Source organism: Brachybacterium paraconglomeratum, assembly GCF_039541415.1.
GTDB classification, from domain to species: Bacteria; Actinomycetota; Actinomycetes; order Actinomycetales; family Dermabacteraceae; genus Brachybacterium; species Brachybacterium paraconglomeratum_A.
The window spans coordinates 375,193-401,077 of sequence record NZ_BAABGE010000007.1 but is presented as its reverse complement, the minus strand read 5'-3'; the positions used below and the strand labels follow the sequence as shown (position 1 = coordinate 401,077).

The following is a 25,885-nucleotide window of genomic DNA, read 5'->3' as shown; positions in this document are numbered from 1 at the left end:
CGATGACCGTGGGCGATAATGGTGGAATGCAACGGAACACCCGCCAGCGAACCGCGATCCTCGAGACGCTCTCGCGGCAGGACGATTTCCGCAGCGCCCAGCAGATTCATGAGCAGATGAAGGCCGACGGCGAGACCGTGGGCCTGGCCACTGTCTACCGCAACCTCCAAGCCCTCTCCCGGTCCGGACGGCTCGACGTGCTGGTCGCGGCGGACGGCGAGTCGCAGTACCGCCAGTGCGAGGACACGGGGCATCATCACCACCTGGTGTGCCGGGAGTGCGGCCGCACCGTTGAGTTCCTCGCCCCGAAGCTCGAGAACGCGATGACCGCGATCGCCCACGAGCACGGCTTCACCGACGTGGACCACACCCTGGAGGTCTTCGGGCTGTGCGCGGACCACGCAGGGCAGACCGGAGAGCCCGACGAGGACTCCGAGGAGGACCTCGATGAGGACCTGGATGACGACGATGATGAGGATGAGGGCCGGGCACGATGATGGAGTGGGTCGGGAACCTGCCGCTGCTGCCTGCAGTCGCATTCCTGTATGTGGTGATCTGGTGCCGTGCCGGCGCCACCTATCTGCTGGGACGCGGTGCCCGCAAGGCTGCGGACCGCGGCCGCATCGCGGCCTTCCTCGACTCCCCGGGCGTCACCCGAGCCACAGCGCTGGTCAACCGCTGGGGAGCTCCCGTGGTGGCGCTGAGCTTCCTGACGGTCGGCTTCCAGACCGCCGCCAACGCGGCGGCTGGTCTCACCGGGATGCCGGCGAAGCGGTACCTCCCCGCCCTCGCGGTCGGAGGGCTCGCCTGGGCCTTCATCTACGCGACCGTGGGCCTGGTGGCATTCGCCGCCTGGTTCGAGCTGTTCCTGGTCTCCCCCTGGGGTGCCGTCGCAGTGCTCGCACTGGTCGTCGTGCTGGTGGCCGTGCTGCTGCGTCACCGTCGCCGCACCGGCGGCGTGAGCGCAGCAGTCACCGCGGACGAGCCCGCTGAGGTCTCACCCGCCACCCACGACGCCCACCGCTGAGCCTCTCCGGCTGACTTGGCCTCGCTCAGCCCGGTGCGACCTCCCGCTCCGGTACGTCGACCGCGCCTCCGTAGCGGCGATCGCGCCGTGCATACTCCGTGATCGCTCGCCACAGCACCCGGCGATCGACATCCGGCCACAGCTCGGGCACGAACACCAGCTCCGCGTAGGCGGCCTGCCAGAGCAGGAAGTTCGAGGTGCGCTGCTCGCCGCTGGTGCGCAGGAAGAGGTCCACGTCGGGCATCTCAGGATCATCCAGGTGGCGTGCGAAGTTCTTGACGGTGACGCCCTTGGGGCTGAGACGCCCGGCTCTGGCCTCCTCGGCGATCTCCCGGACCGCGTCGATGATCTCGGCCCGCCCGCCGTAGTTCACGCACATGTACAGCGTCATCCGGGTGTTCCCGCGAGTGAGCTGCTCCGCCTCGCGCAGCTCTCTGATCACGCTCCCCCACAGCCGCTGCTCACGACCGATCCAGATGATGCGCACCCCCCACGAGTTCAGGGTGTCGCGCTGGCGACGCAGCACCGAACGGGAGAAGCCCATCAGGAAGCGGACCTCCTCCGGGGAGCGCTTCCAGTTCTCGGTGGAGAAGGCATAGGCGGACAGGTGCGTCACGCCGATCTGCAGCGCGCCGGCGACCACGTCCAGCAGCGCGGCTTCCCCGGCTTCATGTCCCGCGGTGCGGGGCAGGCCCTGCTGGTTCGCCCAGCGCCCGTTGCCGTCCATGACCACGGCCACATGGGCGGGGATGGTGGGGGTGGGCAGCTGCGGGGGCCTCGCACCGCTGGGATGCTCGTACGGCTCCTGGTACCCGTGATGGGCGGCACCGGGCATGTGGTCCTCCTGGATCGATCGCAGCAAGCAGGGTGGGTCGAGTGCCCGCTCAGCGCTCGACGTAGTGCAGGGAGCGTACGGAGCGCTCGAGATGCCAGGTCACCGTGTCGGTGATCAGACGGCCCGCCTCCTGCATGACGGATTCCTCGCTCTGCAGCACATTCTCCCAGTCTCCGGCGAGCAGGAAGATCAGCTGCTCGATCGTGGCCTGACGCACCGCGATCGCTCCCGCCCGACGGCAGGGCGTGCAGACCAGGCCACCGGCACGGATGTCGTAGGCGTGGTGGGGGCCCTCTGCACCGCAGGAGGCGCAGACCTTCAACTCCGGCGCCCATCCCGAGACGGCGAGAGTGCGCAGCAGGAAGGAGTCCAGCACGAGCGGCGGTGCGAGCTTGCCCTCCCCCATCGCTCGCAGGGCTCCGACGAGCATCAGGAAGCCGCGCTGGTGAGGGTCGACCATCTCGTCGGTGAGCCGGTCGGTGGTCTCGAGCATCGCACTGGCCGCGGTGAAGCGGCCGTAGTCAGCGCTGATCCCCACGGCGAAGGCGTCGATGGTGACCACCTGGGTCACCGTGTGCAAGGACTTGCCGGCGTGGAGCTGGATGTCGACGAGGTTGAACGGCTCCAGCCGGGCGCCGAAGCGGCTGCCGGTGCGACGCACGCCCTTGGCGACCGCGCGCACCTTCCCGTGCCGCCGGGTGAGCAGCGTGATGATGCGATCGGCCTCACCCAGAGGATGGGTGCGCAGGACGATCGCATCGTCGCGGTAGAGCTTCTGCTGCATGGTCCTTCGAGCCTACGGCGCGGGCGGCACCGGGCATCGCAGGCGGGCCCGGTGTCGAGCAGGAGGTCGCTCACTCCTCCGCCGCCCGCCGTACAGCCATCCGGCCCACCGAGCGGTCGGGTGCGCGGGTCCCTGCCCTGCGACACGGCATGATGGGCACCATCGACCGCCGCGCCGCCTTGTGTGCGGTGCACGACGAGGAAGGAGGCGCCATGGGAATCTTCTCGATGCTGCGCCATGACAAGTCGGCCAAGAGCACTGCCCGCGAAGCGATGAAGGAGGCGCGGCGGGGCGATCAGGCTCCCTCGGGTGGAGCCCTCGAGCGGGTGGTGACGCTGATCCGCGACATCGGCCTGGACGGGAAGCTTGCCTACTCCTCTGCCGCTGACATCGCTCGCCACGCCCAGCGCGGGCGCGGCAAGCGCCGCCCGCAGGTCGCGGTGCGCCGTCTCGTGCGCCGCCATCGCTGGGGCGTGACCGCAGGTGGTTTCGCCACCGGGCTCGGAGGATTCATCACCCTGCCGATCCTGCTGCCCACCAATGTGGTCGAGTTCTATGTCCAGGCCACCCGCATGGTGGGGGCGATCGCGGCAGTGCGCGGCTATGACCTCGAGGACGAGGAGGTCCGGGTGCGGGTGCTCGCAGCCCTGCTCGGCGAGGAGTCCGGGGACATGCTGAAGAACGTCGGGCTCGGACCGATCGCCGGAGTCGCCACGCGGGGCCTCGCGAAGCGTCTGCCGACGACCCCGCAGTCGGAGCTCGCCGGTGCGATCGGCGGCCGCCTGCTGCGCCGCTTCGGGCTGCGCTCCGCGCGACTGTTCGGCAAGGCGATCCCTGGCCTGGGCGCTGTGCTCGGCGCGCTCGCCGACCGCTCGCAGCTGAACAAGATCGCTGCCGCCGCACAGAAGAGCTTCCCGCCGGTGGCCTGAAGCGCCTCTTCGTGGCGCTCCGTCCCTCCGCGGCCGCGCCCGATCATCTGGACTCCGCGCTCGAGCAGGTACGGACGGGCGTGGGAGGCGAGCGAGCTCGAGCTGCTCGAGTCACGGCTGGGACGGGGTCGTTCCGGCGGCCCTCATGACGAGCTGCTCGCTGCCGTGCCGCTCGGCTGAAAGCCGTCGCAGGCTGACAGCCGTCAGGCCAGGCGCTGGCCGACGGCGAAGATCCGCCGGAACGGGAGCACGACGCCGTGGCCGGTGTCCGGATAGGCCTCGCGCAGCCGCCTGCGGAACTCGGTGGCGAACTGCTCGCGGAGCGGTGTGGGCAGGGCCTGCAGCGTGGGCCGCGCCCCGGTGCCGCTGACCCACTCGAACACCGGGTCCGGGCCGTGCAACACGTGCAGGTAGGTGGTCTCCCAGGCGTCGACGTCGAGCCCGAGCTGCTGCAGGGCGCCGAGATAGGTCGCGGCGTCGTGGGAGGCGGGAGCGGCAATGCCCTGCAGGTGGCCGGCATAGGGCTCGTTCGCGGCGAGCTCGCGGCGGAGGGCATGACTGGGCTCCTCGAAGTTGCCGGGCACCTGCATCGCGAACCACCCGTCTGGGGCGAGCATCTCCACCAGGCGGGGCAGGAGCTCGAGGTGGCCCGGGATCCACTGCAGAGCGGCATTGGTGACCAGCACATCGATCTCGCCGTCGGCCTCCCATGTGCGCAGATCCCCCTGCTCGGCGAGGATGCCGGGAACAGCCCTCGCGCGGGCGATCATCTCCGGGCTCGAGTCCACGGCCAGCACCTCTGCATCAGGCCAGCGCTCGGCCAGCAGCGCGGTCTGGGTGCCTGGCCCGGCACCCAAATCCACCACCCGCTGCGGGTTCGCAGCACTGATCCGGGCGGTGAGCTCGAGGAAGGGACGTGCCCGCTCGTCTCCGAATCTCAGGTACTGCTCCGGATTCCAGGTGTGTGCCATACCGTCCTCCCCACAAAAGTATCTTGAAATCAAGATATCGCGGGAAGGGGTGGCAGCACAAGCAGCCCGCTCACCTGACCGGCCTCGCACCTGCGCTCCTCACCTCCGTTCAGCGAGGGACGGCGACGCTGACCTCCATGCGCGGCTGCATGAGGGAGACCCCGTCGTCGGGGGCGACCCAGCCGGCAGCGAGCGTCGGGTCATAGCTCGTCTCGAGCAGGGTCAGCTGAGCATCGGGAGGCACAGTCGCGGTGACGTGCACCGTCTGCCCGGCCCGGACGCCATGGATCATGAGCTGCTCGAGCCCGTCGGCGGAATCCACCGGGACGCCGTCCACGGTGATGTCGGTGAGCAGTCCGCCGCTCGTCTCAAGGGTGAGCGCAGATGCCTCTCTCGGGGCATCGATCGATATCTCCTGCGGCCCCGCTGAGGCGCCCTGGACGCTCACGGTCGGCACGGCGATGTCGGAAGCTGCCGAGGTCCCATCCAGAGATCGACCCCATTCAGTGCTGCCCGAGACCTCCCAGGTGGTCTCCCCGGTGCCGCCGTCGACGTGAGCGATGACCTGCTCCTGCGTCGGCTCCGGTGCCGCGAGGGTCCATGCGGACCCACCGATCGCGAGCCCGGTCGCGAGCACAGCGGGGAGCACCGGAATGAGGAGCCGATGAGGGCGACGTGCCGGGCGGGCACGAGGATCGACAGGCGCACGGCCTCGGCGATCAGCGGCGCGACGGGAAGGTTGGTCCGCAGGTCTGTCGCCCGAACGACGGAGGGAGCTGCCCAGCAGCAGCGGGCAGGCAGCGCCGAGCCCGATCAACGCCGTACCCGCCAGTCCCCCGGCGGCCGAGGCGATCCCGAACTCGGCCAGCGCCGAGAGCTGGGTGCCGAGCATCCAGCCTGTCGGCAGCACGGCGAGCACCCGCACCATCAGGCCTGGCAGCGGCGGCAGCAGCGCGGCGAGCAGAATGCCGAGCGCGGCGATGGCGGCGGGCAGGATCATCGAGCTGCCGAGCGCGGGCGAGTAGACCCCGAGCACCGCGAGCAGCGTCATCACCACGAGCGCAGCGCCGAGCAGAACGGCGGTGCGCGAGATCAGCAGCCGGGCGTTCACCCAGCCTGCGCTCACCACCGCGGCGGCGATCATCAGCTCGGCGAGCAGGAAGAGCTCTGCCCGCACGGGTTCACCCATGGTCTGGGAGAGCATCTCGGGAGTGGCTGCCGCTGTCGAGGACCACAGCTGGAACGCGGCAAGCACCCCACCGACCAGGACCAGCAGCCCCACCACCGCCCCCATCGCAGCGCCGCGGAGGGTCACCTCGCTGCGGCGCCGTCGCACCAGCAGCGTGGCGAGCACAGCCAGCGGCGCGAGCAGGCCGAGCACAGTCAACATCAGTGGCGGCACCTGCACCACGCCCCAAGGTGCGGTGGTCTGCACCGGATGCTCGTCCGCTCGGTCCTGGAGCGCGGAGAGATCCCGTTCGCCGAGGTCTTGGGTCAGGGCCAGGGTGAGCTCGCCGTAATGCTGAAGGGTGCCGGTGTCGAGGTGCGCGGCATCGTCCTGCGCGGAGTGGTACGCCCACGACTCGTCGATGATCGCCATATCCATCCCCCACCAGCCGGCGTCGCGATAGGAGCTGAAGTCGGTGTAGTTCGGGATGATGCCGAACAGGGCATCGGTGAAGGATTCGAACTCGGGGCTCGGCGTCGCGCCGATCACGGCGTGCATCGGTCCGTTCGCGCGGGTGACCAGCGGCCGACCGGAGATGCCGCGCGCCTCATGGTTCATCACCACCACCGGTGCCAGCAGCTCCTTGCCGGGGCCGGCCAGGTACGCGTCGGAGCCCAGGAGGCCTCGCTCCTCGCCGTCGACCAGCAGGATCACCAGATCGTTGCGCAGCGCCTCCGGACTCAGCGCTCGGGCGGTCTCGAGGATCACCGCGAGGCCCACCCCGGCGTCGGCCGCACCGGGGGCGCCGGGGACGGAGTCGATGTGGGTGGCGAGCACGACGGTGCCGGTGGGATCGGTGCCGGGGCGGGTGGCGATGAGATTGCGGACGTACCCTGCTGAGGCTTCGTCCTCCTGGACGCGCGTCCCGATCCCCTCCTGGGACTCGATCTCGAAGCCGAGTGCGCTCAGCTGTCCAGCGAGCTCCTCATGGGCGTCGTCATTCTCGGTCGAGCCTAGCGGGCGCGGTGCGGCGACCACGGGCGCGACGGCTGCGGCGGCGCGCTCGGCGCTGAAGGCGTCCTCCGGCGCGCCAGCATCGCGCGGCGCCGTCACGCCGCGGAAGGCGAAGCCCGCGACCACCACGGCTAACAGAATCAGCAGCAGCACCGCGGCATGCCACCTGGGTGCTGGGGCGGCCTCGGTGCCGTTGTCCTGAGTGGTCGTCATGAGAACGTTCTACCCTGTCCCCGGCTCGGCTCTATCCGCCACGCGGAGGAGATGCACGATCGCGCCCCCGTCGAGCGCAGTCAGTGCCGGAAATGCTCCAGCCCCTCGAGGCTGGAGAGCGTCCCGGCCGCCTCGAGCAGAGCGGCGCGGAAGGCGAGCAGCGAGGGGTGTCCGGCCGCTCCCGCCCGGGCCGCGGTGTAGAGGGACCGGTGGGGATCCCCTGGCAGCCGCACCACCCGGGTGCCGCCGAGATGCTCGGAGGCGATGATCCCGGGGACGAACGCCACCGCATGCCCGGTGCGCACCAGGTGCACCTGCAGCAGCGGGTCCGAGGTGGTGAAGCTGACTCGTGGCTCGAGGCCGGCCTGGCGCAGAAAGGTCCGTGCCCAGATCCCGGTGCGACTTCCCGAAGGGTCCAGCGCCCACGGCGCATCTGCCAGATCTCCGAGAGTCTGCGCGTCAGCCCACGGTCCAGCATCCGGAAGCACCAGCAGCAGCGGATCGCGCAGCAGTGCCTCACGGTCGGTGCCTCGGCGCACCACCCGCTGACCACCGGGATAGTCCTCGCCGAGGATCACGTCGAAGCGGTGCGCGAGCAGTCCTTCATAGGCGGCTTCCACCTCCTGCTGGGACATCTCGAGCTGGAGCTGCGGGTGCTGCTGGGCGAGCACGCTCACGGCCGCCGGGGCGAGCGCGATCATCGGCGTCTGGAAGGACGCGGCGCGCAGCAGACCACTGGCCTCGCCCTGGGCGAGGGCGAGCTCGGCCTCCGCCGTCTCCAGCAGGCCCAGCATCTCCTCCGCGCGGCGGGCCAGCTGCACCCCTGCATCGGTGAGCACCACCCGTCGGCCCACCTGCTGGAAGAGGGTGGTCTTCGTCTCCCGCTCCAGGTGGGAGAGCTGCTGGGACACCGCCGACGGGGACATCGAATGGGCGTTCGCGACTGCCGTCATGGTCTCCAGCCTGCGCAGTTCGTGCAGCAGGAACAGCCGGTGCAGGTTCAGCATGGACACCCCTCCGTTCGTGAAGTTCTGCTTCACGATACAGGTCGGAAACATTCGCTGGACCTGGCGGGATAGGAGTGTGCACAGTGGACGTGTGAGAACCTCGCCCGCCCCCGCTCCGATCCCCTCGAACACCGCCGCACCGACCCCGTCGGGCCCCTCCCGTGGGGTTCCGCTGACGCCGGTGCTGTTCATCCTCGGGTCCTGCTTCTCGCTGCAGTTCGGGGCGGCGCTGGCGACCCAGCTGTTCCCTGCGATCGGCTCCTGGGGCACCACCGCGCTGCGCCTGGGCATCGCGGCGATCGTGCTGCTCGTGATCGTGCGCCCGAAGGTGCACCGCTTCACCCGGCAGCAGTGGATCGCGGTGATCATCTTCGGTGTGGTGATCGGTGCGATGAACGGCGCCTTCTACGCCTCGATCGAGCGGATCCCGCTGGGCACGGCGGTGGCGATCGAGTTTCTCGGCCCGCTGACCGTCGCCGCGGTGCTCTCCACCCGCCGCACCGACCTGCTGTGGGTGCTGCTGGCCCTCGGTGGCGTGGGGCTGTTCGGGGTGGAGTCCTTCACCGGCGCGGCATCCCTGGACCTGCTCGGAGTAGTGTTCGCCCTGATCGCCGCCGTGTTCTGGGGCCTGTATGTGCTCTCCAGCGCCAAGGTGGGGCAGCTGGTCCCCGGCCAGGACGGCCTCGCCGTCGCCATGGCGGTCGGCGCCCTCGCGATCCTGCCGCTCGGCGCCGAGGGCGCGGTGGCGGGAGTGATGGACCTGCGCCTGCTCGGCCTCGCTGCGGGCACCGCGCTGCTCGCCTCGGTGCTGCCGTACACGCTCGAGCTCGCCGCACTGCGGCGCCTGCCCCGGCACATCTTCGGGATCATGCTGAGCCTCGAGCCGGTGGTCGCCCTGCTCGCGGGCATGCTGCTGATCGGTCAGGACGCGACGCCGCTGCGGATCGCCGCCGCCGTGCTGGTGGTCGCCGCGAGCGCCGGGGTCACCCTCACCGCGCGCAGCACCCCACAGGATCAGCCGCAGCCCGCCGACGAGGCAGCCGGCTGGGACCTCCCCACACCCACCCATGCGACGGTCACCGGCGAGATGCCGATGCTCACCGAAGCGGAGCTGGCTGCCTACGAGGACGAGGCGGCGGCGCGGCCCGAGTGAGCGGCACGGCCCCAGTGAGCCGCGCCGCCCTCATCCCTCACGCCCGGGCGCGGTAGGCCCGGTTCAGCGCCGAGGTGATCGCCTCGAGGGAGGCGCGGGTGATCGACCCGTCGATGCCGACGCCCCAGAAGATCCGGTCACCGATCTCGCACTCGATATAGGACGCGGCCAGGGAATCGTCACCCTCGGTGAGGGCGTGCTCGGCGTAGTCGAGGATCCGCACGTCGATCTTCCGCTCCGCGAGCGCCTTGACGAAGCCGTCCAGCGGGCCGTTGCCGATCCCGGTCACCTGGTGCTCCTCACCATCGACCACGAGCGTGGCGGTGATGCGGTCCGAGCCTTCGCCGGTGGACTCCTGGTGCACGTCGCGGAAACCGTAGTGGCCCCACTGACGAGACTGTTCATGCGAGGGCAGGTACTCGTCGGTGAAGACGTCCCAGAGCTGCTCGGGGCTGACCTCGCCGCCATCGGAGTCGGTGCGCTGCTGGACGATGCCGGAGAACTCGATCTGCAGGCGGCGCGGCAGGTCCAGGCCGTGCTCGGTGCGCAGCAGGTAGGCCATCCCGCCCTTGCCGGACTGCGAGTTCACCCGGATCACCGCTTCGTAGGAGCGGCCCACGTCCATCGGGTCGATGGGCAGGTACGGGACCCGCCACACCAGATCATCGACGTCCTTGCCGGACTTCTCGGCGTCGCCCTGCATCCGCTCCAGGCCCTTCTTGATGGCGTCCTGGTGGGAGCCGGAGAAGGCGGTGAACACGAGGTCGCCGCCGTAGGGGCTGCGCTCGGGCACCGGCATCTGGTTGCAGTGCTCGACGGTGCGGCGCACCTCGCCGAGGTCGGAGAAGTCGATCTGCGGGTCGATGCCCTGGCTGAACAGGTTCAGGCCCAGGGTCACCAGGTCCACGTTGCCGGTGCGCTCGCCATTGCCGAAGAGGCAGCCTTCGATGCGGTCCGCGCCGGCCAGGTAGCCCAGCTCGGCGGCGGCGACGCCGGTGCCGCGGTCGTTGTGCGGGTGCAACGAGAGCACCAGCGAGTCGCGACGGTCCAGGTTCCGGTGCATCCACTCGATCGAGTCGGCGTAGACGTTCGGGGTCGCCATCTCCACCGTCGCCGGCAGGTTGACGATCATCTTGTTCTGGGGCGTGGGCTTGAAGACCTCGATCACCGCGTTGCACACGCGCAGCGCGTACTCGAGCTCGGTGCCGGTGTAGGACTCCGGGGAGTACTGGTAGGTGACCTGGGTGTCCGGAACGGTCTCCTCGTACTTCTTGCACAGCAGCGCGCCCTGCACGGCGATGTCCAGCACCGCATCCTCGTCGGCGCGGAAGACCACGTCGCGCTGGACCACGGAGGTGGAGTTGTAGAGGTGGACCACCGCGCGCTTGGCCCCGGCGATCGACTGGTAGGTGCGCTCGATCAGGTGCTCGCGGGACTGGGTGAGGACCTGGATGGAGACGTCTTCCGGGATGCGGTCCTCTTCGATGAGGGCGCGCACGAAATCGAAGTCGGTCTTGGAGGCCGACGGGAATCCGACCTCGATCTCCTTGTAGCCCATCTGCACCAGGAGCTCGAACATCCGCAGCTTGCGCTCGGCGTTCATCGGGTCGATGAGGGCCTGATTGCCATCGCGCAGATCCACCGCGCACCAGCGCGGGGCGCGGCTGATGCGGCGGGTCGGCCAGGTGCGGTCCGGCAGCTCGACCTGGATCTGCTCATGGAAGGGCAGGTACTTGTGGATCGGCATGCCCGAGGGCTGTTGGGGGGCGTCGCCGGTGGTGCCGACGACGGGCGCCGAGGGGTCGCCCTCTGCGGCAACAGGGCGGGTGATCGTGGAGTCAGTCATCTGGAGGTCCTTCTCGCTGGGGTACCGGTCGCCGGACAGCACGTCAGCCGCGGCGGGTTCCCGGCGGTTCAGGACCCGTCGCGGCGGCGAAGCAGAAGCAGCGATCCACGCATGAGCGCCACGTTAGCACCGTCGGCCGGACGGCTCGGGCCCTCTCAGCATGCGAACACCGGACTGAGCTCAGCTGGACGCCACGCTCCCCACGGAGCGCTCACCTTTGAGCGCCCCGAACACCTTTGAGCACCTCGAATGCGACGTATCAAGACTGGAGAGCACCCATCCCCTCTCAGCTGTCGCCGGGCGCTCCGCTGAGCGACAGCTCAGAGGGGATACCTCGCAGTAACCGGCGCACGTGGCAAGCATGCGCGACAGCAGCCCGCGGCAGGCACCGGTGCTGGGTCCCTGCCGCGGGCCTGCTCATCTGCTCAGAACCCGAGGCGGCCCAGCTGCTTGGGATCGCGCTGCCACTCCTTGGCGACCTTGATCCGCAGGTCCAGGTGCACCTTGCGACCCACCAGCCGATTGATCTCAGCGCGGGCCTGGGACCCGACCTCCTTCAGTCGCGAGCCTCCCTTGCCGATGATGATGCCCTTCTGGCTGTCGCGCTCGACGAACAGGGAGGCGCGGACGACGAGACGTCCGGTGCCTTCTTCCACAGGGGTGAAGGCGTCGCCGTCGGGGTCCACCTCGACGACCTCCTCGATGACCACCGCGATCGAGTGCGGCAGCTCATCGCGCACGCCCTCGAGAGCGGCCTCGCGGATCAGCTCGGAGATACGGTCGTCACGCGACTCCTCGGTGAGCTGGTCATCCGGGTAAAGCTGCGGCCCCTCGGGCAGCTGCCGCGTGACCACCTCGAGCAGCACATCGATCTGCTCGCCCTTGACGGCGGAGATCGGCACGATCTCGTCGAAGTCCATCATCTGGTCCACGGCCATGAGGTGCTCGGCCAGGCGGTCCCGGGTCACCAGGTCGGTCTTGGTGACGATCGCGACCACGCGCGGGCCTCGGCGGCCGGTGCGCAGCTCGACCAGGTCCTCGCAGATGAAGCGGTCGCCAGGGCCGATCTTCTGGTCAGCGGGCAGGCAGAAGCCCACCACGTCCACCTCGGAGAGGGTCTCTCGCACCAGGTCGTTCAGCCGCTCGCCCAGGAGGGTGCGGGGGCGGTGCACGCCGGGGGTGTCGACCAGGATGATCTGGGCATCCTCGCGGGTGACGATGCCGCGGATGGCGCGGCGGGTGGTCTGCGGCTTGCTGGAGGTGATCGCCACCTTCTCGCCCACCAGGGCGTTGGTCAGCGTGGACTTGCCGACGTTGGGGCGGCCCACCAGGGCGACGAACCCTGAGCGGTGTGTGGGCTCAGCGGCGGGCACTGCGCCAGCCTCCGCGGCAGGATCCGCAGCGGAGCCCTCGGCGATATCGGGGCTGGGATCCTGGTCAGCGGTCATTGTCGTCCTCCTGGTCGGTGTCTTCGTGGTCTTCGTCCAGCGGGGCTCGTCGCACCAGCACGGTGGAGAGCCGCTTGCGTCGGCCAGCGGTCCTCTCCCCCTCGAGCTCGAGCCCGAGCGCGATGGCCTGGGAGCCGGGGATCGGAACCCGCCCGGTCATCTTGCCCAGCAGGCCGCCCACGCTGTCGATGTCGTCGTCGTCGAGCTCGAGGTCGAACAGATCTCCGACCTCCGAGAGTCCGGCACGGGCGGGGACTCGGTAGCGGCCCTCGCCGAGGTCCTGGATCTCCGGCTCCGCGCGATCGTGTTCGTCGGCGATCTCGCCCACGATCTCCTCGAGGATGTCCTCGATGGTCACGACGCCCGCCACTCCCCCGTACTCGTCGACCAGCACGGTGATGTGCACATGGCTGGTCTGCATCTGCGTGAGCACCTCGTCGGCCGCGACGAATTCCGGGGCGAAGCGCGCCGCGCGCATGATCTCGTGCACCGGCCGTTCGGGACTCGCATCCCAGGGCGAGTGGATCGCCCTCATCACGTCCTTGACGTACAGCATCCCGCGCAGATCATCTACGCTGTCACCGATCACGGGGATGCGGGAGTAGCCGGAGCGGACGAACAGTCGCATCGCTGTCTCGGCGCTCGCGTCCGCACTGAGGGTGACCATGTCAGGGCGCGGGACCATCAGCTCGCGCACCATGGTCTCGCGCAGGTCGAAGACGCCCTGGATCATGTCCCGTTCGCCGTCTCGCACGTGCTCGTCCTCGAGCGCACGGTCCACCTTCTTGCGCGCCTTCTCGGCGCCGTCCTCGGGCTTCTCCTGCCCGCCCGAACGGGCCGCGAGCGAGGAGCCGACGCTCGTGAGCGCCCCGGCGGGAACCCACAGCAGCCCCCGCACCAGCGTGACCAGCCAGCGGTTGGAGATCAGCACGGATTCGGGGCGGCTGCGGCCGATGGTCCGCGGCGAGATCGCGAGCACGATCAGCACCAGCAGCCCGGCCACGATCACGGTCGCGATCCCCGGCAGCATCAGGCCCATATGCCCCAGGTGATCGCGGACTGCCACGGTCACCCCGGCCACGGAGGCGACCATCACGGTCTCGGCGAGCATCCGGCCCAGAGACACCGAGGCCAGGGTGCGGGCGGTGTCCTCCTGGTGGGCGAGCACCCGTGTCCGCACGGACTCGGGGCGGGAGGCCAGTGCCTTGTCCAGCACACTGCGGGAGACGGACAGCTGCGCCGCGTCGACGGCCGTGAGCATGGCGGCCACCACCCCGGAGACCACGATCAGCGGGATCAGGACGAGCAGGGCGAGGGTCAGCACGGAGCCTGCCCGTTCCAGGGTTGCGGAAGAGTCATGGGTGGGGCGCTCAGCGAGCGGTCCGTGAGGCGAGGAAGGTGAGCAGCAGCTTGCGCTGGAGGTCGAACATCACGGTGCGCTCGTCCTCCTCCATATGGTCGTAGCCCAGCAGGTGCAGGATCGAGTGCACGGTCAGCAGCAGCATCTCCTCGACAGCGCTGTGACCGGCTTCGGCTGCCTGCTTGGTGGCAACAGTCGGGCACAGCACCACGTCCCCCAGCAGCCCTTCCGGGGCCGGGTGCTCGGGGGTGCCGGGGATGAGCTCGTCCATCGGGAAGCTCATCACGTCGGTCGGGCCGGGCAGGTCCAGCCACTGTACGTGGAGCTTCTCCATCGCGTCCTCGTCGACGAACAGGATCGACATCTCGGTGGCCGGATGCAGGTGCATCGCCTCGAACACGAAGCGGGAGAGCTCGACGAACTCGCGCTCGTCCACGACCGCCGTGGTCTCGTTGCGGATCTCGATGGTCATGCTCTGTTCCCTTTGTTCGTGCGGTGGCGAGGGTCGCGTGGACCCCCGGGTTGGATCTCCCAGCGCCCGTAGGCGTCGACGATCTCGCTGACCAGGCTGTGGCGCACCACATCCCGGGAGGAGAGGCGGCAGAAGGAGATGTCCTCGATGCCCGAGAGCACCTCTTCGACGACCCGCAGGCCGCTCTTCTGACCGCCCGGGAGGTCGACCTGGGTCACGTCGCCGGTGATCACCATGGTGGAGTTGAAGCCGAGCCGGGTCAGGAACATCTTCATCTGCTCGGGGGTGGTGTTCTGAGCCTCGTCGAGGATGATGAAGGCGTCGTTCAGGGTGCGGCCGCGCATATAGGCCAGCGGGGCGACCTCGATGGTGCCGGCGCTCATCAGGCGCGGGATCGACTCGGGGTCGAGCATGTCGTGCAGGGCGTCGTAGAGCGGCCGCAGGTAGGGGTCGATCTTCTCGTTCAGGCTCCCGGGCAGGAAGCCGAGCCGCTCCCCCGCCTCGACCGCGGGACGGGTGAGGATGATGCGCTCCACCTGCTTGCTCAGCAGCTTCTGCACCGCCATCGCCACGGCGAGATAGGTCTTGCCGGTGCCGGCGGGGCCGATCCCGAAGGTGATGGTCGAGGATTCGATCGCCTCGATGTAGTCGTTCTGGCCCATCGTCTTGGGACGGATGGTGCGGCCGCGAGAGGAGAGGATCGTGCGGGAGAGGACCCGCTCGAGATTCTTCCCGCCGGCCCGCTGATCGCCGTAGAGGTTCGCGGCGCGCTGCACCGCCTCGGCGGTGATGGCCTGCCCGGTGCCGGCCAGCTCGATGATCGAGCGGATGATCTGCTCGCCGCGACGCAGCGCCTCCTGCGTGCCGCGCAGGGTCACCTGGTGGCCCCGCACGTGCACGTCGGTGTCGGGGATTGCGTCCTCGAGGGCCGCCAGGGCCTGGTCGTTCTCCCCGAGCACCTGGAAGGGGCTGAGGTGGTCAGGGATCGTCAGCGTCCGCTCACGTACCTCGGGAGCGTGGCCGGGCGCTGGGTCGAAGGCGTCTGTCACAGTTCTCCTTCTGCGAGCTTTCCGCCCGCCAGCACGTGCGCATGCACGTGGAAGACGGACTGGCCGGCGCTCGCGCCGGTGTTGAAGATCAGTCGGAAGTCACCATCGCCGTGTTCTGCTGCCACCTGCGCGGCGACCTGTGCCGTGTGGGCGAGCAGCGCCGGATCCTGGGCGAGCTCGGTCACATCGCGCCGGTGCTCACGAGGCACCACCAGCACATGCACGGGGGCCTGCGGATGCAGATCCTTGAAAGCGATCACCTGATCGTCCTCGTGGACCCGCTCGGAGGGGATCTCGCCAGCCACGATCCTGCAGAAGATGCAGGCAGGATCATGACGCTGTGTGACGTGCTCGGTGAGGCTGTTTCCCATGCTGGGGAGTCTACGGGAGCGAGGAGCACCACCCCCGGTTGAGAAACCCCTCTGACGTATGAGAAGTTTAAATCATCATGACAAAACTTGGAATCATCCTCGCCAGTGCCCGCCCGAATCGCGTGGGAGACCACGTCGCCCGCTGGATCCGCGACGCCGTCCCCGCCGGCGTCGACGTGGACCTGATCGACCTCCGCGAGGTCGCACTGCCCGCCTTCGATGGCACCAGCAGCCCCAAGCAGGGACTGCCCAAGGAGACGGACCACTCCATCTCCTGGGGTGCACGGATCGAGGCCCTCGACGCCCTGGTGATCCTCACCCCGCAGTACAACGGCTCCTACCCCGGGGCCCTGAAGAACGCGATCGACTTCCTCTACGAGGAGTGGAGCGAGCTGCCCACCCTTCTGGTCGGCTACGGCTGGGGCTCCGCCGGCGAGGTGCTGCCCCTGCTGGAGACCCTGATGACCCGCCTGGGCGCCGACGTGGTCGGCTCCATCGGTCTGGGCTTCCGTGAGGACCTCTCCGTCGAGGGCGAGCTGTTCGTCGCCGAGGAGAAGACTGCGGCGCTCGGCCAGCAGCTCACCGCGCTCTCCCAGCGCGTGCCCGCGAACGTCGGCTGACTCAGCCGGACAGCCGAGCGCGGCCCTGCCGGTGAGCACCTCACCGACAGGGCCGCGTCGTCGTCCCCGGATTCGCGGCGCGTTCAGCCCCAGCGACCCACCAGCGCGCTGAGCACCGCGATCGACGCCGGTCCGGCGGTGGAGGAGCGCAGCACCTCGGGCCCCAGCAGCACCGAGCGAGCGCCTGCCGCGCGCAGCGCGTCGAGCTCGCCCGGATCGATGCCGCCCTCGGGGCCGACGATGATGAGGATCTCCTCGAGGCCGGACTCGCTCGCCGCCTGCAGCTGCGGGGCGAGGCTCATCAGGCCCGCGGACTCCTGCTCGTGCAGAACCAGCACCAGGGTGTCTCGCCCGGCGCTCCCTTCGAGCTCCGCGACCAGCTGCGCAGTGGTCACGGGCGCATCCACCGCGGGAATCCCGGCCCGTCGGCACTGCTTGACCGCCGCGCGCACCGTGGCCTCCCACTTCGCGCGGCCCTTGCGCAGCTTCTCGCCGCGCCAGACGGAGACCGAGCGCCGTGCGCTCCAGGGCACGACCCGATCGACTCCGAGCTCGGTCGCAGATTCGATCGCCTGCTCATCCCGACCACCGGTGGCCAGGGCCTGCACCAGGGTCAGCCGGGGCAGGCGCTGCACCGCCGCCGCGGGGTCGTCGAGCAGCCGCAGCGCGAGCGATTCCTTCTGGGCGCCCGTCACCTCGGCCAGCACCTGCCGGCCGGAGGCGTCGGTGAGCAGCAGCTGCTCCCCCACGCCGATCCGGGCGACCTTCGCGGCGTGACGCCCTTCCTCACCAGCGAGCATCAGCGCGTCTCCCCCGCGTGCCGTCACGAGGGCGTCGTCGAGGATCAGGAAGCCGGGCGGTGTGGTGGGCATGGCCTCAGCGCTCTCGTTCGTCGGAGGGGTCTCGTCGGTCTCAGAACTCGCGCAGGCGCTCGCGGAGCTTCGCGAACGGGCCGTGGCCCTTGCTGCGGCGCGTCGTCTCGTCTCCGCGCAGCGCGGCGAGCTGCTGGAGGAGGTCCCGCTCCTCGTCGCTGAGCGAGGTGGGGACATCCACGTCGAGCACGACCCGGATGTCACCGCGGCGCTCGCGGCGCAGGGGGGTGACGCCCAGCCCCTTCAGGACGATCTCCTCACCGGGCTGCGAGCCCGGACGCACATCGAGGTCCTGGGAGCCATCGAAGGTCTCCAACGGGATGGTCGCGCCGAGCGCGGCGGTGGTCATGGGCACCGCGATCGTCGTCACCAGATCGTCGCCCGAGCGCTCGAACATCTCGTGCTCGGAGACAGACAGCTCGACGAAGAGATCGCCGGACGGTCCTCCCGCCTCGCCGGTCTCTCCCTCGCCGCGCAGCTGGATCCGGGTGCCGTTCTCGACACCGGAGGGGATCCGCACGGTGACGGAGCGCTCGGAAGCGGTGCGGCCGTGGCCGGCGCAGCTGGTGCAGGGGCTCTCGATGACATCGCCGTGACCCTCGCAGGTGGGGCAGGGTGCCATGGTGACCATCTGGCCCAGCAGCGACTGGGCGACGCGCTGGACGTGACCGGAGCCGTTGCAGGCGGTGCAACGGGTGGGGCTGGTGCCGGGCTCGCAGCAGGAGCCGGTGCAGCGCTCGCACAGCACCGCGGTGCGGAAGGAGACCTGCTCCTCGGTGCCGAAGACCACGTCACGCAGATCGATCTTCACGCGGCGCAGCACATCGCCGCCGCGGCGCTGGCGGGGCACGGGGCCCTGGCTGCGGCCGCGCATGCCGGAGGCGCCGGCGAACATGTCGAAGATGTCGTTGAAGTCGAAGCCACCCCCGCCACCGCCGCCGGGGAAGCCGCCCATGCCCGGGCCGCCGCCCATGTCGTACTGGCGTCGCTTATCCGCATGGGAAAGGGTCTCGTAGGCCTGGGAGACGCGCTTGAACTTCTCCGCCGCCTCCGGGTCCGGGTTCACATCCGGGTGGAGCGTGCGGGCGAGCTTGCGGTACGCCTTCTTGATCTCATCGGTCGATGCCTCCCGGGAGACGCCGAGGAGGTCGTAGTAATCGTCGTTCACTGCAGTGGAGTCCTTACCGGAGAGTCTGTGCCGCGGGCGGCGGGCACGGGGCGTCGAGAGGCATGGGAGGCGGGCGGACGGTGGTCCGTCGAGCCCGCCCGAGACTATTCGAGAAAGCGGGAGACGTAACGGGCAATGGCCTGGACGGTGGAGATGCCGGTGACGTAATCCATCCGGCTGGGTCCCAGGATCGCGACATGCGAGCCGACGCCGTAGCCGGCGCCGACGACCGCGGCCTGATGCAGCGCCCGATCCTGGAGCTCGGTGCCGATGCGCACCTCGACGGCACCCGGTGAGGCATGCATCTCGGTGAACAGCCGCAGCAGCACCAGCTGCTCCTCGAGCACGTCCAGCAGCGGCTCGACGTCCCGTGCGAAGTCCTCCGCCGAGCGCGCGAGGTTCGAGGTGCCGGCCATCATGATCCGGCCCTCGGCCCGGGTCGCCGCGAGCGCGGCGAGAGCCTCAGACACCTCCGCCGCGGCGGGGCGATCCGGCGGCGTGAGCGCCTCGAGGTACTCGGCCAGCGGCGCGGCCAGGTCGGTGACCTCACGGCCGGCGACCACGCGGTTCAGCTGATCGCGCAGCATCGCATAATGCTCGGCGGGCTTGCCGGCGCTGATCGGCACGGTGCGCTGATCCACCCGCCCGGACTCGGTGATCAGCACCACCAGCAGCAGGGAATCGGCGACTTTCACCAGCTCGACGTGCCGGATGCGCGCCTGCCGACGAGCCGGGTACTGCACCATCGCGACCTGCTGGGTGAGCTGCGCCAGCACCCGGACGGTGCGGGCGAGGAGCTCCTCGACGTCGCCCGAGTCCTCGAGCAGCGTCCGGATCGCCCGCCGCTCAGGGGCGGAGAGCGGCTTGATGGTCGCCACATGGTCGACGAAGGTGCGATAGCCCTTGTCGGTGGGGACACGACCGGCAGAGGTGTGGGGCTGATGGATCAGCCCTTCCTCCTCGAGCAGGGACATGTCATTGCGCACCGTCGCGGCCGAGACCCCCAGCTCATGACGCTCCAAAAGCGACTTGGAGCCGACGGGTTCGCGAGTGGAGACGTAGTCCTCGACGATCGCGCCGAGGATCTGGAGCTTGCGGGGGTCCGTCTCGCTCACCTCCTGCGCTGCATGCTTCCGTCGTTGCTGTCTCGATTGGCACTCTCTCATGCCAGGTGCCAATGCTACGCGTCTCGGCGCGCTGCGCGGGGAGGTGTTCGCCACGGGTGTACGGTGTCGCGCGTGCCTGCTGACTTCCCCGACCGGTACGGCCGTGATGTGCTCTCCTCCGGTCCGCCCTCCCATCATCGTCGCCGTCCCGTGGCCCGTGAGGTCCCCGCGCAGCGAGGCCTGGTCGCCGAAGATGCCTCCACCGGGTTCACCGGCGCGGTGACACGGGTGGAGAAGATCGCCGGGGAGCTGATCGTCGAGCTGGAGGACGGCCGCGGGGTGCGACGCACCTTCCCGCTGGGTGCCGGGTTCATGATCGACGGACAGCCCGTGGTGCTCATCCGCTCCATTGCAAAGACTGCAGCGCCAGCCCGTGCCCGCTCGGCGTCCGGCTCCGTGTACGTCGCAGGCGCCAAGGCGCGCACTGCCCGGGCCTCCCGGATCTGGGTCGAGGGCACCCATGACGCCGAGCTGGTGCAGAAGGTCTGGGGTCACGACCTCCGCATCGAGGGCATCGTCGTCGAGCAGCTCGAGGGCGCTGACAATCTCGCCGAGCGCGTGCGTGAGTTCGGACCCTCCCCCGGGCGCAGGCTCGGGATCCTCGTGGACCATCTCGTGAAGGGTTCGAAGGAGTCCCGCATCGCCGCCGAGGTGATGGCGCTGCCCGGCGCCCGCGGCAACGTCACGGTGGTCGGCCACCCGTATGTGGACGTCTGGCAGGCGGTCAAGCCTGCCCGGGTGGGCCTGACCGCCTGGCCGCATATCCCCAAGGGCACCGACATCAAGGTCGGCTCCCTCGCGGCGCTCGGCTGGCCGCACGGCGACAAGTCCGACATCGGGCTGGGCTGGAAGCGCATCCTGTCGACGGTCCGTTCCTACGCCGACATCGAGCCCACGCTCTCGGGCCGCATCGAGGAGCTCATCGACTTCGTGACCGTGGACCACTCTGAGGATCGGCCGCTCCCGACCGGGGGATAGCCCCCACTCGATGCGGCGGCCCGCCACGCCGACGACGCTGGCCCCGCTCTATAGGCTGGATGCATCAGCCCGTCGCCGGCCAGAGAACCGGCCCGTCCCGAAGAAGGAACCATGAGCCAGACTCCGCATCCGCACGATCCGTTCGGCACCGAGCCCGGCCCCTCCGCCGAGCAAGCCGCTCCCACCTCGGATCCCGCCCAGCATCCGCACGATCCCTTCGCCTACGGCCACGACACCTCCCGCGTGCCGTCGCCCCCGAGTGCCGGTGAGCCCGGAACGCAGGCTCCCCACCTCGCAGGACCGGCTCCCGCTCCCGCCGGCCACAGCGCCTACCAGGCACCGGGTGGTGCTCCCTATGGCGCCCCCGGCGGGCCGGCAGGCGCAGAGCAGGCGGACCAGCCGGCACCCGGCACGAAGGGCGTCTATGAAGGGCCGCTCTCCGGTCAGCTGCTCAGCCGCTCCGACTCCCGCATGTGGGGAATGTTCTCGCAGCTCGCGGTCGTCCTCGGGCACGTGGTCAGCTGGGGCTTCCTCGGCTGGGTCGGCCCGCTGATCATCTTCGTGATCTACAAGGACCGTGATCGCTTCGTGCGCTTCCACGCCGCGGAGGCCCTGAACGGAGCGATCGCCGTGCTCATCGCCCAGATCATCCTGGGCATCGTCATCACGATCATCACCGTGTTCACCTTCGGCTTCGGCAGCGTCTTGTACCCGCTGGTCGGACTGCCGGCCCTGCTGCAGCTGGTGTTCTCGATCATCGGTGCGGTCAAGGCCAACCAGGGCGAGTACTGGGCCTACCCGTTCAACATCCGCCTGGTGAAGTGACCCGCCCGGCGCCCGCTGCGCCGTGAGCATGAGAGCCCCTGGGATGCCGATCTCAGGGGCTCTTGCTCTGCCTTCAGACCCAGCTCCATCGGAGCCTCAGGGCACCAGGTCCCGGATGACGGCATCGGCCAGCAGGCGCCCCTGACGGGTCAGGACCGCCCGGCCGGCGGCGAGGGCATCAGCGTCAAGGTGCCCGCGATCACGGTGCACCGCCAGCATCTCCCGGCGCTCCTCCGGGACCACGTCCACGGCGAGCCCGTCGACGATCCGCAGCTCGAGCATGATCCGCTCGACCAGCCGGTCCTCCGCAGCAACCTCCTCGGAATCCGCCACCGGGATCTCGCCCTCCGCGAGCATCCGGGCGTAGCGGCTGGGGTGCTTGACGTTCCAGGAGCGCAGTCCGTCGCGGTGACGGTGCGCGCCGGGGCCGATTCCCCACCAGTCGGTGCCGCGCCAGTAGGCGAGGTTGTGGCGGGAGCGCTGCTGCGGGGTGCGGGCCCAGTTGGAGACCTCGTACCAGGACAGGCCGTCAGCGCGGGCGAGGTCGTCGACCAGCTCGTATTTGTCGGCCATGTCGTCGGGATCCGGGGCCTCGAGCTCGCCGCGGCGCAGCTGACGGGCCATCGCCGTATTGCCCTCGATGATCAGGGAGTAGGCCGACATGTGGTCGACCCCGCAGGCCAGTGCCGCTTTCACCGAGGTGTCGACGTCGGCGATGGTCTCCCCCGGGGTGCCGTAGATGAGGTCGAGGCTGACGTCGAGCCCCACTTCCTTCGCCCAGGCCACGGCCTGCGGCACCTTCTCGGGGTCGTGGGTGCGGTCCAGGGTGGCGAGCACCGAGGGCACCGCCGACTGCATGCCGATCGAGACGCGGGTGATGCCCCCGGCGGCGAGGCGGGACAGGGAGGCGCGGGTGACGGAATCCGGGTTCGCCTCGGTGGTGATCTCGGCGTCCGCTGCCAAGGGGATCAGGGTGCGCAGGTGCTCGAGCATCCCGACCAGATCGTCGGCGGGCAGCAGGGTCGGGGTGCCGCCTCCGAAGAAGACGGTCGAGACCTGCTCGTAGTCATAGCCCTCGGCGCGGTCCGCGGCGAGGGTCAGATCCATCTCCCGCATCGCGTTCTGCGCATACTCCGCCTGGGAGCCGCCGCCGCCGAGCTCGGTCGCGGTGTAGGTGTTGAAGTCGCAGTATCCGCAACGCACGGCGCAGAAGGGGACGTGGATGTAGACTGACAGGTCACGGCCCGACGTGCCCACGGCGCTCACAGTCCCATCCCCAGTCCCAGTCCGCGACCGGTGGAGCGCAGCCGTTCCGGGAACTCGGTGTCCTGACCAGCGCGCCGCAGCGCGTTCTGGGCGCTGTCCGCGAGCGTGTCGTACAGCACGGTCTCCGTCTCGAGCGCCCAGTCCAGCAGCGCACGGGACTGCTCTGCGTCCAGTCCGCGGAAAGCATCACCGATGGTGACCCCGTGCGGCGGGCAGTGGAGCACCTCGATCTCGTCACCGGCCGAGGTCTCCCCCTCCACCAGCACCCGGAAGTACGCACCGCAGCGACCTGCGGCGGTGAAGTGGCGGCCCCAGCGGCGGTCCCCGATCCAGGCGGAGAAGGTGCCGCAAGGATTGCGCGGGCAGGTGGCTTCGAGTTCGGCGCTGCCGATCCGCCAGCGCTCACCGATCACCGTCTCGTCGGTGTCCTGGCCGGTGGTCACGAGGTTCTCGCCGAAGGACCCATCGGGCAGCTCGAGCTCTCGGGCCGCGGCATGCTCCTCGCGGGTCTCGCGGGCGAAGGCGTAGACCGCTTTGAAGATGCCGCCGTGGTGCTCGCGGTCTCCCTGGACATCGCCGAGCACCCCATGGGTGAGCAGCCGCACCGGCCCGTCGGCGGGTTGTTTGTCGATGCCGCTCATCAGGCCGCTCGCCGCGACCGGGAACAGCTGGGCGACGGTGCAGACTGCCGCGATGCGTCCGGTCTCCATGCTCACTTCTTCTTGCTGTCCTTGGGCATATCGCCCTCGTCGGAGGAGAGCGCGGCGATGAAGGCTTCCTGCGGGACCTCGACGGAGCCGATGTTCTTCATGCGCTTCTTGCCCTCCTTCTGCTTCTCCAGCAGTTTGCGCTTACGGGAGATGTCGCCGCCGTAGCACTTGGACAGCACGTCCTTGCGCATGGCGCGGATGGTCTCGCGGGCGATGATGCGGGAGCCGATGGCAGCTTGGATCGGCACCTCGAACTGCTGGCGCGGGATGAGCTTCTTGAGCTTCCCGGCCATCTCGACGCCGTAGTTGTAGGCCTTGTCGCGGTGCACTATCGCGCTGAATGCGTCCACCGGCTCTGCCTGCAGCAGCATGTCAACCTTCACCAGGTCCGCGGCCTGAGAGCCGGAGATGTCGTAGTCCAGCGACGCATAACCGCGGGTCTTGGACTTCAGCTGGTCGAAGAAGTCGAAGACGATCTCCGCGAGCGGCAGCGTGTAGCGCAGCTCGACCCGGTCCTCGCTGAGGTAGTCCATGCCACCGAGGACACCGCGCTTGGACTGGCACAGCTCCATCACGGCACCGATGAACTCGCTCGGCACCAGGATCGTGGCCTTGGTGATCGGTTCGGTGATCTCCTTGACCTTGCCCACCGGGAAGTCGGAGGGGTTCAGCACCTCGACCTCGGTGCCGTCCTCCATCTTCACCTGGTAGACGACCGAGGGGGCGGTGGCGATCATGTCGAGGTTGAACTCGCGCTCGAGCCGCTCCCGGATGATCTCCAGGTGCAGCAGGCCCAGGAAGCCGACGCGGAACCCGAAGCCGAGCGCGGTGGAGGTCTCCGGCTCATAGAGCAGAGCGGCATCGTTGAGCTTGAGCTTGTCGAGCGCATCGCGCAGCACCGGGTAGTCGGAGCCGTCGATCGGGAACAGCCCGGAATACACCATCGGCTTGGGGTCCGAGTAGCCCTCGAGGGCCTGGGTCGCGCCGCGGATGGAGGTGGTGATGGTGTCGCCGACCTTCGACTGACGCACGTCCTTCACACCGGTGATCAGGTAGCCGACCTCACCGGGACCGATGCCCTGGGTGGGGTGCGGCTCCGGGGAGCTCACGCCGATCTCGAGCAGCTCGTGGTGGGCACCGGTGGACATCATGTCGATGCGGTCGCGGGACTTGAGGCTGCCGTCGATCACCCGGATGTAGGTGACGACGCCGCGGTAGGTGTCGTAGACGGAGTCGAAGATCATCGCGCGGCAGGGCGCCTCGGGGTCCCCCTGGGGCGACGGGAGGGTTCGCACCACATGGTCCAGGAGCTCCTCGACACCGAACCCGGTCTTGCCGGAGACGCGCAGCACGTCGTCGGGGTCGACCCCGACGAGCTGTCCGATCTCGGCGGCGTACTTCTCGGGATCCGCGCCGGGCAGGTCGATCTTGTTCAGCACGGGGATGATGGTGAGGTCGTTCTCCATCGCGAGGTACAGGTTCGCGAGGGTCTGCGCCTCGATGCCCTGGGCGGCGTCGACCAGCAGGATCGCGCCTTCGCACGCCGCCAGCGAGCGGGAGACCTCGTAGGTGAAGTCCACGTGCCCGGGGGTGTCGATCATGTTCAGGGCATAGTTCACGCCGTCGACCTGCCAGGGCATGCGCACGGCCTGGCTCTTGACGGTGATGCCGCGCTCGCGCTCGATGTCCATGCGGTCGAGGTACTGGGCGCGCATGGCGCGAGAGTCGACGATCCCGGTGATCTGCAGCATGCGGTCGGCCAACGTGGACTTGCCGTGGTCGATGTGCGCGATGATGCAGAAGTTGCGGAGCCGCTCCTGGGGGGTCGAGGCGGGAAGGATGTCCCGCGCCTCGGCGGCAGCGATGCTCGGGGTCACCGGTCTACGTCCTCTCATCGGTTCGTGGCCCGTGCGCACCTGCGCCCGGGCATCGGCCCATCGTCTCATGGGGAACGCTCCCGATCCTGATCCCGCGGTGCTCCCGGACAGAGGTCACAGGGGGCGTCTCATCCGGCATCCACGATCTGGCCATTGCGGGGCAGGCCGCCGGGGAAGGTGAAGGGCGCCGCCCGGGCGATCGACGGGTCCGCGGCGTTCATCGCCTGCAGGTGCAGGTGCGGCTCGGTGCTGTTGCCCGAGTTGCCGCAGCCGGCGAGGAGGTCGCTGACGCGCACCTCCTGTCCCGGACGCACGACGATGCTCCCGCGACGCAGATGACACAGCGCCACGTACATCTCGGCGCCCTCGTGCTCAGCACGCAGGATCACGTGATTCCCGGCGAGGCTCCGCCACCCTTCCGCAGCGCGACGTCCCTGTGTGAGCGCGTAGCCGACCGAGGGCAGCCCGCGCCGCGCCGCGTGATCCTGCTCCCCGTCGTGGACCCGGTGGACCACTCCGTCGAGCGGGCTCAGCACCTCCCGTCCGAAGCCGGGGAACGACTCGGGCGGCTCAGGGTGCAGCAGGCTCCCGATCCGGAACGGCGCGGTCCGCCCCTTCGCGCCGATGGGGACCAGGTCGATCGAATGGTCCAGGGCGAACAGGGTCGTGCCATGGCTGGGGACCCGGTTCGCGGGAGAGTTCTGCACTCGCCAGCAGCCGCGGAACGGGTGGGCGAGCTGGAGCGGCCCCACAGCG

25 protein-coding genes are annotated in these 25,885 nt (G+C 69.5%); 7 read left to right on the top strand and 18 right to left on the bottom strand.

Annotated elements, in window-relative coordinates:
* The first annotated feature begins 26 nt into the window (after positions 1 to 26).
* The gene (locus tag ABD893_RS11060; protein WP_345079753.1) at positions 27 to 497 is read left to right on the top strand and encodes a Fur family transcriptional regulator; all 471 of its coding nucleotides are present in this window, start codon (positions 27 to 29) and stop codon (positions 495 to 497) included.
* The gene (locus ABD893_RS11055; RefSeq protein ID WP_345079750.1) at positions 494 to 1,027 is read left to right on the top strand and encodes a DedA family protein; all 534 of its coding nucleotides are present in this window, start codon (positions 494 to 496) and stop codon (positions 1,025 to 1,027) included. The genes ABD893_RS11060 and ABD893_RS11055 overlap by 4 nt, the downstream gene beginning before the upstream one ends.
* A gap of 25 nt (positions 1,028 to 1,052) precedes the next feature.
* Here the strand turns inward: ABD893_RS11055 and ABD893_RS11050 are convergent, their stop codons facing one another.
* Together ABD893_RS11050 and recO are read right to left on the bottom strand one after the other, a co-directional pair.
* Positions 1,053 to 1,862 carry an isoprenyl transferase gene (locus ABD893_RS11050; protein ID WP_345079747.1) on the bottom strand — a complete coding sequence of 270 codons (810 nt, stop codon included), beginning with the start codon at positions 1,860 to 1,862 and terminating at the stop codon, positions 1,053 to 1,055.
* Positions 1,863 to 1,911: 49 nt separating this feature from the next.
* Positions 1,912 to 2,646 (bottom strand): DNA repair protein RecO, encoded by a 735-nt coding sequence (gene recO, locus ABD893_RS11045; RefSeq protein ID WP_345079744.1) that lies wholly within the window; start codon positions 2,644 to 2,646, stop codon positions 1,912 to 1,914.
* Positions 2,647 to 2,858: 212 nt separating this feature from the next.
* On the opposite strand from recO, the gene ABD893_RS11040 reads away from it, so the two are divergent.
* Positions 2,859 to 3,575, top strand: coding sequence for an EcsC family protein (locus ABD893_RS11040; protein WP_345079741.1), 717 nt, complete (start codon positions 2,859 to 2,861; stop codon positions 3,573 to 3,575).
* 203 nt (positions 3,576 to 3,778) lie between these two features.
* On the opposite strand, the gene ABD893_RS11035 is transcribed toward ABD893_RS11040, so the two are convergent.
* The 3 genes from ABD893_RS11035 to ABD893_RS11025 all read right to left on the bottom strand — a co-directional run bounded on the left by ABD893_RS11035 (position 3,779) and on the right by ABD893_RS11025 (position 7,948).
* Positions 3,779 to 4,546: a methyltransferase domain-containing protein gene (locus ABD893_RS11035; protein WP_345079738.1), complete on the bottom strand. Its 768-nt coding sequence runs from the start codon at positions 4,544 to 4,546 to the stop codon at positions 3,779 to 3,781.
* 109 nt (positions 4,547 to 4,655) lie between these two features.
* Entirely contained in the window at positions 4,656 to 6,941 is a 2,286-nt protein-coding gene (locus ABD893_RS11030; protein WP_345079734.1) for a M28 family peptidase, read from the bottom strand.
* 80 nt (positions 6,942 to 7,021) lie between these two features.
* Positions 7,022 to 7,948, bottom strand: coding sequence for a LysR family transcriptional regulator (locus ABD893_RS11025; RefSeq protein WP_345079731.1), 927 nt, complete (start codon positions 7,946 to 7,948; stop codon positions 7,022 to 7,024).
* Between the two features lie 91 nt (positions 7,949 to 8,039).
* Between ABD893_RS11025 and ABD893_RS11020 the strand changes: the two genes are divergently transcribed.
* Positions 8,040 to 9,101, top strand: a complete 1,062-nt coding sequence (locus tag ABD893_RS11020) for an EamA family transporter (RefSeq protein WP_345079728.1) — start codon at positions 8,040 to 8,042, stop codon at positions 9,099 to 9,101.
* Between the two features lie 37 nt (positions 9,102 to 9,138).
* Here ABD893_RS11020 and leuA read toward each other — a convergent pair whose 3' ends face one another.
* The 6 genes from leuA to ABD893_RS10990 form a co-directional block, all read right to left on the bottom strand.
* Positions 9,139 to 10,848: a 2-isopropylmalate synthase gene (leuA, locus tag ABD893_RS11015; RefSeq protein WP_345080779.1), complete on the bottom strand. Its 1,710-nt coding sequence runs from the start codon at positions 10,846 to 10,848 to the stop codon at positions 9,139 to 9,141.
* 524 nt (positions 10,849 to 11,372) lie between these two features.
* Positions 11,373 to 12,395 carry a GTPase Era gene (gene era / locus ABD893_RS11010; protein WP_345079725.1) on the bottom strand — a complete coding sequence of 341 codons (1,023 nt, stop codon included), beginning with the start codon at positions 12,393 to 12,395 and terminating at the stop codon, positions 11,373 to 11,375.
* Positions 12,385 to 13,719: a hemolysin family protein gene (locus ABD893_RS11005; RefSeq protein WP_345079722.1), complete on the bottom strand. Its 1,335-nt coding sequence runs from the start codon at positions 13,717 to 13,719 to the stop codon at positions 12,385 to 12,387. Before ABD893_RS11005 ends, era begins: the two co-directional genes overlap by 11 nt.
* A gap of 46 nt (positions 13,720 to 13,765) precedes the next feature.
* Positions 13,766 to 14,227: an rRNA maturation RNase YbeY gene (gene ybeY / locus ABD893_RS11000; protein ID WP_345079718.1), complete on the bottom strand. Its 462-nt coding sequence runs from the start codon at positions 14,225 to 14,227 to the stop codon at positions 13,766 to 13,768.
* On the bottom strand, positions 14,224 to 15,276 hold the full coding sequence (locus ABD893_RS10995; protein WP_345079715.1) for a PhoH family protein: 1,053 nt from the start codon (positions 15,274 to 15,276) through the stop codon (positions 14,224 to 14,226). The genes ybeY and ABD893_RS10995 overlap by 4 nt, the downstream gene beginning before the upstream one ends.
* Entirely contained in the window at positions 15,273 to 15,647 is a 375-nt protein-coding gene (locus ABD893_RS10990) for an HIT domain-containing protein (RefSeq protein ID WP_345079712.1), read from the bottom strand. The genes ABD893_RS10995 and ABD893_RS10990 overlap by 4 nt, the downstream gene beginning before the upstream one ends.
* A 77-nt stretch (positions 15,648 to 15,724) precedes the next feature.
* Here ABD893_RS10990 and ABD893_RS10985 point away from each other — a divergent pair, with 77 nt between their 5' ends.
* Complete coding sequence (locus ABD893_RS10985; RefSeq protein ID WP_345079709.1) at positions 15,725 to 16,267, top strand: NADPH-dependent FMN reductase; 543 nt, start codon at positions 15,725 to 15,727, stop codon at positions 16,265 to 16,267.
* An 83-nt stretch (positions 16,268 to 16,350) separates the two neighbouring features.
* On the opposite strand, the gene ABD893_RS10980 is transcribed toward ABD893_RS10985, so the two are convergent.
* The 3 genes from ABD893_RS10980 to hrcA all read right to left on the bottom strand — a co-directional run bounded on the left by ABD893_RS10980 (position 16,351) and on the right by hrcA (position 19,473).
* A complete protein-coding gene (locus ABD893_RS10980; RefSeq protein WP_345079706.1) occupies positions 16,351 to 17,139 on the bottom strand; it encodes a 16S rRNA (uracil(1498)-N(3))-methyltransferase in 789 nt (262 codons plus the stop codon).
* 40 nt (positions 17,140 to 17,179) lie between these two features.
* The gene (gene dnaJ, locus ABD893_RS10975) at positions 17,180 to 18,307 is read right to left on the bottom strand and encodes a molecular chaperone DnaJ (protein ID WP_345079703.1); all 1,128 of its coding nucleotides are present in this window, start codon (positions 18,305 to 18,307) and stop codon (positions 17,180 to 17,182) included.
* 104 nt (positions 18,308 to 18,411) lie between these two features.
* A complete protein-coding gene (gene hrcA / locus ABD893_RS10970; RefSeq protein ID WP_345079700.1) occupies positions 18,412 to 19,473 on the bottom strand; it encodes a heat-inducible transcriptional repressor HrcA in 1,062 nt (353 codons plus the stop codon).
* 72 nt (positions 19,474 to 19,545) lie between these two features.
* On the opposite strand from hrcA, the gene ABD893_RS10965 reads away from it, so the two are divergent.
* Together ABD893_RS10965 and ABD893_RS10960 are read left to right on the top strand one after the other, a co-directional pair.
* A complete protein-coding gene (locus tag ABD893_RS10965; protein WP_345079697.1) occupies positions 19,546 to 20,451 on the top strand; it encodes a DUF3097 domain-containing protein in 906 nt (301 codons plus the stop codon).
* A gap of 111 nt (positions 20,452 to 20,562) precedes the next feature.
* Entirely contained in the window at positions 20,563 to 21,276 is a 714-nt protein-coding gene (locus ABD893_RS10960) for a DUF4870 domain-containing protein (RefSeq protein WP_345079694.1), read from the top strand.
* A 96-nt stretch (positions 21,277 to 21,372) separates the two neighbouring features.
* On the opposite strand, the gene hemW is transcribed toward ABD893_RS10960, so the two are convergent.
* The 4 genes from hemW to ABD893_RS10940 form a co-directional block, all read right to left on the bottom strand.
* Complete coding sequence (hemW, locus tag ABD893_RS10955; RefSeq protein ID WP_345079691.1) at positions 21,373 to 22,542, bottom strand: radical SAM family heme chaperone HemW; 1,170 nt, start codon at positions 22,540 to 22,542, stop codon at positions 21,373 to 21,375.
* Positions 22,539 to 23,252 carry an MOSC domain-containing protein gene (locus ABD893_RS10950; protein WP_345079688.1) on the bottom strand — a complete coding sequence of 238 codons (714 nt, stop codon included), beginning with the start codon at positions 23,250 to 23,252 and terminating at the stop codon, positions 22,539 to 22,541. Before ABD893_RS10950 ends, hemW begins: the two co-directional genes overlap by 4 nt.
* 2 nt (positions 23,253 to 23,254) lie before the next feature.
* Positions 23,255 to 25,147 (bottom strand): translation elongation factor 4, encoded by a 1,893-nt coding sequence (lepA, locus tag ABD893_RS10945; protein WP_345080776.1) that lies wholly within the window; start codon positions 25,145 to 25,147, stop codon positions 23,255 to 23,257.
* A 110-nt stretch (positions 25,148 to 25,257) separates the two neighbouring features.
* On the bottom strand, positions 25,258 to 25,881 hold the full coding sequence (locus ABD893_RS10940; RefSeq protein WP_345079685.1) for a M23 family metallopeptidase: 624 nt from the start codon (positions 25,879 to 25,881) through the stop codon (positions 25,258 to 25,260).
* Positions 25,882 to 25,885 lie beyond the last annotated feature (4 nt).